The organism is Hydrotalea flava (assembly GCF_001623405.1).
In the GTDB taxonomy this organism is placed as follows: Bacteria; Bacteroidota; Bacteroidia; order Chitinophagales; family Chitinophagaceae; genus Hydrotalea; species Hydrotalea flava.
Genome location: NZ_LUHG01000022.1, coordinates 1 through 4,487, shown reverse-complemented (window position 1 = coordinate 4,487; position 4,487 = coordinate 1). Strand labels below are relative to the sequence as shown.

The window sequence follows — 4,487 nt, the reverse complement described above, 5'->3', positions numbered from 1 at the left end:
TATAAATTGAAAAGTTCAGTTTTTAATGAAGCGTTGTCAAACAAGTTTATCAGTAAGAAGCAAAAAATTAGCGCATTGAAGTCCTGCTATGAATTTGAACCTGCTTGTGTCTCAAGTTGCATGTAACTCGCTAATATACGAATTTTTGCCATCCTGTCCCATTCAATTATAAAAATATTTTTTTGCTGATTTACAGTGCGTTGTGCCCTTTTTGCGAAGTACATATATTTTTTATCCTGTTTCGTAAAGCCAACTGCCCGTAATTTATGTTTGGGCCTATATTTGAAAAACAGAGGATATTTAGATTTATACCTGTTGTTTTATTCTACAATGTATTGGGTTACCGGGTATCTTTTCAAACATAACACTTGTAAAGATTAACGCCCATACAATCTTATAAATAGTTTTGGTTTGGTTTTATTTTGATTTTTTTAGAAAAGAAGCATTGAATTTTTGCCATTTCTCAAAATCACCATTAATGTTAAATCTTCTTGTTTTTTTTAAACCATTATAAATTGCTCCAACAAATGCACCGGAAGGTGCACCAACTAAAGTTGAAAATAATACAACCGTTGTGCCTTTGTCAAATAGGTCGCTTTGAACATTTGAAGCGAATGAAAATATACCTAATGCGGCAATTCCCAAAATACTACCAACCCCAATATTATGCCCAAAAGAATGTTTTGTTCTAATGAAACCTATTTCAGTATATGGAATTATTGTATGCTTGTTTTTAAATTCAATAGTCGTGTCAGTAATTTCATAATCTCTGCCATGAATGATTTTCCGCCCCTCTATATTATAAACACGAATGAATTCTTTTTTTTGCGAATAAATATTTATAGTAAGCAATGTAAAAAGTAAAAGGGTGAATGTTTTCATAGAAACTGAATTGGTAAAATATTGCCAAAAGCTAATCTCCAATCAATTATTGCATATTTATTAATCCTGCAATGTCTTCAAGCGGACTAATAATATGGGCTAAATCTTTATTGGTTACATGCAAATAACGTAACGTGGTTTTAATATCATTATGCCCCAATAGCTTTTGTATAAAAACCACATCTATTCCCTTGTCTAATAAATGGGTAGCAAAACTATGCCGTAACATGTGCATACTACCTTCCTGTTTTATGCCGGCCTTTTGCTTGGCTTTGCTTAATACCAATTGTATACTTCGTACACTTAAATGCTCTTCTGCATACTGCCCTTCAAATAAATACTTTTTAGGATGGTAGGCTTTGTAATATTCCCGCAACATAATCATCATACCCGGCCCTAAACTTACTACCCGGTCTTTTTTCCCTTTGCCACGATGTACAGTTAGCAATTTTCTGTGTCCGTCTACATCGCTTACTTTTAAACTCACTACTTCACTTACCCTTAATCCACAGGCATAGGCCAACATAATAATGGTTCGGTGCTTTATGTTTTCAACCGCATTAATTAATTGTATTACCTGCTCCTTGCTAATGGTTTTGGGTACTTGCAGGGGTTTTTTGGGCCGGGGTATTTCCCAAAAAAACTGGTCTTTTTTTAATACCTGCTCGTAGTAAAACTTCAACGCATTCATACGGCTATGTAGTGTGGCTTCTGTAAGATGCAGTGTTACAGCACAGTACTCTAAATAATCTTTTATTCTGTTGGCCGTAAATTGTTGGGCAGGTACACTTTTAATGGCTTGCAAAAATTGCGATAACTCGTTGGTATATGTTTTAATGGTAGATGCGCTATAACCCTTTAAACGCAAATGTTGCCGCATTGCCTGTAATGCCAGCTGATTCACCGGATGTATTCTCCCGGCATCTGATATTTCTTTTTTATGGGTAGGTGTTTCATCAGTTGCAGTTCTCATCACCTTTTTTGCTGCAACAGGTAATGGTATGTTTAGTTCGCTGTGGGCGGTTACATAAGCCCGCAAACCGCTATCATCAACATTGCATCTACTACCCAGCGTGGTTGTAACCAGCGCTATATTTTCAGCCGTTAAATCCATATACCAGCAACGGTGGGTAATAGAAAAATGTATGCCTTTTATTTGCTTAATCTGCGTATTGAGAGCACTTTCCTTTGCCACAAACAAAGCCAGCCGGTGTGCTTCCCGGTGATACAAATACGCTAATTGAAGCGTAGGGATGTTGCTGCCTTCTACTGTATTTACGGCTTCGCCACAGTTACTCACAGGTTGTTTTCCCATCAGCAAAGCATTTTAATTTTTATTACTTTTTAAAACACTAAAATAGGTATTAACTTTTATACATACAAGCGTATTTTTACGTATTGAAATAAAATTTTTATTAAATATATTACCCATTTTACATCGCATCTCCTCAATTCTGAATACATGAACCGGCGAAATGTTGTTTTTACGGTAAAAAATTGATTTTTGGGGTAGAAATACCCGGTTGGAAGCTATGGCTAATAACGTGGCATAGAAATATGATTGCTAAACAGTTAGATGTTTTTTGAAAGGCCGCAGCGGGTAAGGGATGATAGCAAGAGTTCCGTGGGCAGAAAAGAGAATGTTTACACCACTAAGTTAACATGCTTCACGCCCAAATCCCAGCCTCAAATTTCCCCTCAATTTCCTATTTTTAAAGAAATATTGAACCATGAGCAGTCTGTTTGTTCATCCTGATATTGCAGTGGCCAAAACCATTGCTACCAATTTTTACCTTGATCCATATTATTTTGAAACATCCAAAAATAGCATCTTTGCCCCTTCCTGGCAGTGGATAGGCGATACCGACCGCCTCAATGCCAATACAACGGTATACCCCTTTACATTGCTGCCTGATTATCTGGATGAGCCACTGGTATTAACCCGCAATCAACAAAACCAATACCATTGCCTTAGCAATGTATGTAACCATCGGGGCAACATCATTGCCCAAAAACCGTGTAATGCCAAACACTTGCGTTGCAATTATCACGGCAGGTTATTTCAACTCGATGGACGCTTTATCTCCATGCCCGAATTTAACGGGGTGCAAAACTTTATTCCCGAAAACAACCACCTGCCCCAATTACCGCTGTTTCAATGGGGAAAGCTGTTGTTTACCCGGTTAACACCCGGCTTACCCGCCACCGCCTATTTCGGCGATATGATGCAACGAATAAACTGGTTGCCGCTGCAGCACATGGAGTATCGGCCCGATTTATCGGCCACCTATCAGGTACAGGCACATTGGGCATTGTATTGCGAAAATTATCTGGAAGGTTTTCATATTCCTTTTGTTCATCCCCAACTGAATGCCATTCTCAATTTTAAAGACTATACCACCGAATTATTTCCACTCAGCAATCTGCAACTTGGCATTGCCAAAGCGGGTGATGTTTGTTTTGATATACCGCCCAATGCGCCCGATGCAGGCAAACAAATTGCCGCCTATTATTTTTGGGTGTATCCAAACATGATGTTTAATTTTTATCCTTGGGGTTTGTCGCTCAATATCATTGAACCCAAAGCTGTTCATCAAACCACTGTTCGCTTTATTACCTATGTATATGATGCCAATCAATTAGGCAGCGGTGCCGGTAGTGGATTGGATACGGTACAGCAGGAAGATGAAGCCGTAGTGCAACAGGTACAAAAGGGTATCCGCTCCCGTTTTTATCAGCATGGCCGCTATTCTGTACTTCGCGAACAGGGCACCCATCATTTTCACCGGCTGCTGGCACAAAGTCTGGCACCTGCTAACGGATAGGGCTTTTTGTTTTTTAAATCAGCAACCCAACTTTATCAACAATTAAACAATTGAATGGCTAAATTACAACGTACCCTTAATTTCCGCACCACTGTTTCCATTGTGGTAGGAGGGGTGATAGGCTCCGGTATTTTTATGAAACCGGCACTCATGGCAGCACAATTGGGTGCCCCATGGTTATTACTGAGTGTATGGGTAGTGGCAGGCCTCATCACGCTTTTTGGGGCTTTAAGTAATGCCGAAGTAGCAGCCATGTTTCCTGAAACAGGCGGTCAATATATCTTTTTCCAGAAAATGTACGGGAATGCCTTTGCGTTTGTATATGGATGGGCGGCTTTTGCCGTATTTAATACTGCCGGTAATGCATCCATTGCTTATGTATTTGCACAATACACTAATTATTTTATTGCGTTACCCCAATGCAGTGCTGCTACCGTTCAGGCGGTGCATGTTACCATACCCTTCGTGGGTAGCATTTATCCGTTAAACCATATTGGTATTAAACTACTCACCATTGCACTGGTGCTGGTATTAACCTGGGTCAATTACCGCAGTGTGCGGCAGGGGGGTGCTATACAACGGGTATTAACCGCTTTAAAATCAGTAGCCATTGTACTGTTAATTGGTGGCATTTTGTTGTCCGGAAAAGGGCATTGGCATCATTTGCAGGAACATTTACCCGGTGTACCAACGGGATGGGCTTTGGTGGGGGCTTATATGGCGGCACTGGCCGGCGCCTTCTGGGCTTATGATGGTTGGAACAATATCACTTTTGTGGCC

Annotated in this window: 4 protein-coding genes; 2 read left to right on the top strand and 2 right to left on the bottom strand. The window is 39.8% G+C overall.

The genetic code is table 11. The features are described from left to right. Positions 1–417: 417 nt before the first annotated feature. Positions 418–882: a hypothetical protein gene (locus A0F92_RS01035; protein WP_167516702.1), complete on the bottom strand. Its 465-nt coding sequence runs from the start codon at positions 880–882 to the stop codon at positions 418–420. A gap of 46 nt (positions 883–928) precedes the next feature. Next, positions 929–2,197 (bottom strand): tyrosine-type recombinase/integrase, encoded by a 1,269-nt coding sequence (locus tag A0F92_RS01030; RefSeq protein WP_167516701.1) that lies wholly within the window; start codon positions 2,195–2,197, stop codon positions 929–931. Positions 2,198–2,612: 415 nt separating this feature from the next. On the opposite strand from A0F92_RS01030, the gene A0F92_RS01025 reads away from it, so the two are divergent. Together A0F92_RS01025 and A0F92_RS01020 are read left to right on the top strand one after the other, a co-directional pair. Continuing rightward, positions 2,613–3,707: an aromatic ring-hydroxylating oxygenase subunit alpha gene (locus A0F92_RS01025; RefSeq protein WP_068240768.1), complete on the top strand. Its 1,095-nt coding sequence runs from the start codon at positions 2,613–2,615 to the stop codon at positions 3,705–3,707. A gap of 54 nt (positions 3,708–3,761) precedes the next feature. Then, positions 3,762–4,487 (top strand): amino acid permease (locus tag A0F92_RS01020; RefSeq protein ID WP_167516700.1); only part of this gene is annotated, 726 nt, incomplete at its 3' end.